The sequence below is a fragment of the Yoonia sp. genome (assembly GCF_036007805.1).
Classification (GTDB): Bacteria; Pseudomonadota; Alphaproteobacteria; order Rhodobacterales; family Rhodobacteraceae; genus Yoonia.
Window position 1 is genome coordinate 1 of sequence record NZ_DASYOK010000348.1, and the last position, 3,803, is coordinate 3,803.

General features: G+C 58.1%; 4 protein-coding genes. 2 read left to right on the forward strand and 2 right to left on the reverse strand.

What is annotated here, in order from left to right:
- Both VGP75_RS18325 and VGP75_RS18330 read right to left on the reverse strand, forming a co-directional pair.
- Nucleotides 1-948: cytochrome-c peroxidase (locus tag VGP75_RS18325; protein WP_327545027.1), on the reverse strand; the 948-nt coding region annotated here is incomplete at its 3' end.
- A gap of 64 nt (nt 949-1,012) precedes the next feature.
- Complete coding sequence (locus VGP75_RS18330; protein ID WP_327545028.1) at nt 1,013-2,293, reverse strand: DUF3422 family protein; 1,281 nt, start codon at nt 2,291-2,293, stop codon at nt 1,013-1,015.
- A 218-nt stretch (nt 2,294-2,511) separates the two neighbouring features.
- Between VGP75_RS18330 and VGP75_RS18335 the strand changes: the two genes are divergently transcribed.
- Nucleotides 2,512-3,063, forward strand: a complete 552-nt coding sequence (locus VGP75_RS18335; protein WP_327545030.1) for a pseudouridine synthase — start codon at nt 2,512-2,514, stop codon at nt 3,061-3,063.
- A gap of 87 nt (nt 3,064-3,150) precedes the next feature.
- Entirely contained in the window at nt 3,151-3,567 is a 417-nt protein-coding gene (locus VGP75_RS18340; RefSeq protein ID WP_327545029.1) for a VOC family protein, read from the forward strand.
- Nucleotides 3,568-3,803: the final 236 nt, after the last annotated feature.

The window sequence follows — 3,803 nt, forward strand, 5'->3', positions numbered from 1 at the left end:
TGCTGGATCACCTGTCACACGGAAACGCCCTTCGTCGCGGGCGTGGCTTTCAAAGCGCGCGGCCTTGCCGGGGCCAATCTGGGGGACACCCATTGCGTGAAAATCATGATCGGTCAGAAACGGGCCGCTGTGGCAGCTTGCGCAACCTGCCTCACCGTAAAAGAGCGTCATGCCGGTGGCGGCGGGTTCGGGCAAGGTGGCCTCGCCGCGCAGGACCGCATCGAAGGGAGCATTGTCAGAGCGCCACTCGAATTCCATGAAGGCCGCGATGGCGTTCGAGATATCGGCGAAGGTGATTTGATCATGCGCGTCGATATGGTCATAGGTCGCAATAAAACTGTCTGCGTAGGCGGGGATGTCGCGTACGCGCTGCGAGATCAGGTCCCATGCGCCGCCCTGCCCTGTGATCACGCCGCGCCGCACCGCTTGGGAGATTTCATTTTCGCTGTAGTGCCCGGCCATTTCATCGGGGCTGAGCACTGGAAACATGGTTTGCACGGAAAGCAGCGAGGCAAAGCCGGTAACCATATCGGCATCAAGCGGTGTCCGCAGTCCTCCGGGGCGGTCGGGGTCGACCTCGATCCGGCCATCATGGAAGAGCACCGTGAACTCATATGCGCCGAGGTTGAAAAGTGCCGGCGCATTTCGCGGTATCCGCTGTTCGGGCATATTGTCAGGATCTGCCACACGTTTTGGCCCAAGACCGATGCCACCATCGCCAAGGCCGAGCGACAAGCCGTCACCGGTGCCGAACGCCGGATGATGACAGGTGCCGCAAGAGACGTTGCGGTTGCCGGACAAGATGGGATCGTAGAACAAAAGCTGGCCCAAGCGGGCCTCCACCTCACGCACGGGGGCGAAATCCGCATCGGTCAAAGGGGCGGGCAGCACATCAGCTGTGGCTGTCCCTGCCCCCCATATAGCCATCAATCCCAAAACGAAACGCATTGCTAGTCCACCATTACCTCAGGCAATGGTTAACATGGTTTCTTTCCCGCACAAGTGCGACGGATTATTCCATGTGCTTGCGGATGCGATTGACCATCAGCCAGACCAAAAGCAGAACGATCGGCGTCGCAAGAGCAGCCATCAGCACTTTGCCGATGCCCAGAGGTTCGCTGATCGGGGCGATGACATAGAGCACCAGATTGACGGCGTAATAGCTGATTGCCACAACCGACAGCCCCTCAACCGTGCGCTGCAGGCGCAGTTGCAGATCGGCGCGTTTGTCCATGCTGGTCAGCAATTCCTGGTTTTGCGCCGAGCGTTCCACGTCCACCCGTGTACGCAAGAGATCACCGGCACGCAGGGCGCGATCGGACATCGCATGTAGCCGCTCTTTGGAGGACATCACAGTTCGCATCGCAGGATCAAACCGGCGCGTCATAAATTCGCTAAAGGTCTGGCGACCTTCAAAGCGGGTTTCGCGCAGGACTTCGATCCGCTGGTTGACGATCTTCTCGTAGGCGACCGTGGCACCAAAACGGAAAGAGGTTTGCGCGATCGTATTTTCAATCTCGGCCGACACCTCGAGCAAGGACTGCAGGACCTTGGCAGGATCACCGTCTGATCCGCGCATGTCTTCAAGAAGACCTGTCAGCTTTTTATCGAAGGCAGCCATCCGCGGGCCCAGTTCACGCGCGCGGCTGAGACCCAGCATGGACATGGATTTGTAGGTCTCAATTTCGCACAGGCGCTGGACCACACGGCCGACACGGCGGTTGCCGACATGCGGCCGCGCGAAGACTGCAAAACGCATGTGTCCAAGGTGATCAATGCGAAAGTCACCGGCGACAACCAGATCATCCTCGATCACCCGACTGATCGCAAGGCTTTCGGGCACAAACCATGCGCGGGCTTTTTCGATGATCCCGTCATCCCCGTCGGCCACCTCGATGCGGATCAGCGCAGAGGTGACGCGCACGCCGGGTGCCGCCTCAAGCCAGTCTTTGGGAAAAATTGCAAAGGTTGCGGCATCGAAAGGCTGGTCGGCGACGCCCTCGCCAAAGATCGTGTAGGTCACAAACTCGGTATGGCTTTCCCATTTCAGGTGATGGCGCCCGATCTTGCCGAAATAGTGGGTCGCATCCGGCTGGGGATGCTGCGCGCCAAAACGATCGAGCAGGTCAACCAGATGGGCACGGTCCGCCTCGCGATCACGGCCCGCGGCATTGCTTGCAGGTTTGATCGCCAGAAAGGCCGCGCGGCTGGGTGCTTCAACCGCAGGAAACGGCCGAGCGTGCAACTCATTCGCCATCGCATAGCGCAAAGGGTGGTCGGCGATTGGGGGCATTGGCGCGCCTTTTTTGTGATCTGTGATGATAAACTAGCCGCGTTTGCGCACAAGTAAATCAAAAAGTTATTCATTTATAATATGTTACCAGAGTACATCTGTATACCGCAGGTCTGTTTCGGGGCTCATGCGACGCATATCATGGCACGGGAAACATAAACAAAACTGAAACGCAGAAGACCATGGACGGCATGGCACCACGCACGTTATTCAGGCGCATGTCGCGTGTGATCCTTCTTAACAAACCTTTTGGCGTGCTGTCGCAGTTCACAGATGTCAAAAGCCCGTCGCCGCGGCCCACGCTTTCTGCCTTTGTGGATGTACCCGGAGTCTATCCTGCAGGGCGGTTGGACCGCGATAGCGAGGGGCTCTTGGTATTGACGGACGACGGGACGTTGCAGGCGCGCATTGCGGACCCCAAAAACAAGATGAGCAAGACCTATCTGGTACAGGTCGAAGGCGCGCCGACGGACAAAGACATCGCCCCGCTGCGCGAAAGCGTCACGCTCAAAGACGGCCCAACCCGCCCCGCAAAAATCCGCCTGATTGATCCGCCCGTTTTGTGGGAACGTGATCCGCCCGTGCGGTTTCGCAAATCTGTGCCGGATACATGGATCGAGGTGACCATCAGCGAAGGGCGGAACCGACAGGTGCGCCGGATGACGGCGCATATCGGCTTTCCGACACTGCGGCTGGTGCGATGGCGTGTCGGGAACTGGACGCTGGACGGAATTGAAAGCGGGGCATGGCTAGAGGCCAACCCGACATAAGTGCCGGTTCGCCGCACAGGATTGATCGGGCATGACCCGCTGTGCCAAAACACTGGCAAGCCGCCACGGCGCAAGAAGGAGCACACGATGATTGCCTATGTTACCGTTGGTGCTGACGACATCGCGCGCGCAGAACAGTTTTACTCCGCCTTTTTGCCTGACCTTGGTTATACGCTGGAAGAATTTCACGGTGACTTGAGTTACATCTTGCCCAAACAAACGGGGCAGTCTGTTGCCCTTCCGGACTTTTATGTCAAAGCGCCCTTCGACGGGCAGCCCGCCACTGCCGGGAACGGGACAATGATCGCGTTCGAGGCGCGCAATCAGGCGCAGGTACGCACCCTTCACGCAGCAGCCGTTGCCGCCGGCGGAACGGACGAGGGCCAACCGGGCTTTCGTGAAACCTATGGCCCACATTTCTACGTTGGCTACCTGCGCGACCCATATGGCAACAAGATCGCAATATTCGCGAACGACCCAAGTGAGCCGGGACGCGACGCATAAATGAAGGGGGACGGCAGCGCCTGTCCGATAAACAATCAGGACAAAGCTGGTGCGGTCGGGGAGCATTGAAGCCGTGGTTCATCATGCTCCACAACATACCACAATTAATATTTTACAGATACTTAGCAATAGATGACTGTTTCAACTTGGTGCATTTTGCTCCATAGTACACCACACATAAGGGTGGATTGGCAGGGGGACAGTATGAGGCGCGCACTGAACAAACTTTCAGCCGC

Bases quoted from the DNA above. Each gene is read 5' to 3' on its own strand.
- VGP75_RS18340 (WP_327545029.1), top strand. From the start codon at position 3,151: ATGATTGCCTATGTTACCGTTGGTGCTGACGACATCGCGCGCGCAGAA.
- VGP75_RS18330 (WP_327545028.1), bottom strand. From the start codon at position 2,293: ATGCCCCCAATCGCCGACCACCCTTTGCGCTATGCGATGGCGAATGAG.
- VGP75_RS18335 (WP_327545030.1), top strand. From the start codon at position 2,512: ATGTCGCGTGTGATCCTTCTTAACAAACCTTTTGGCGTGCTGTCGCAG.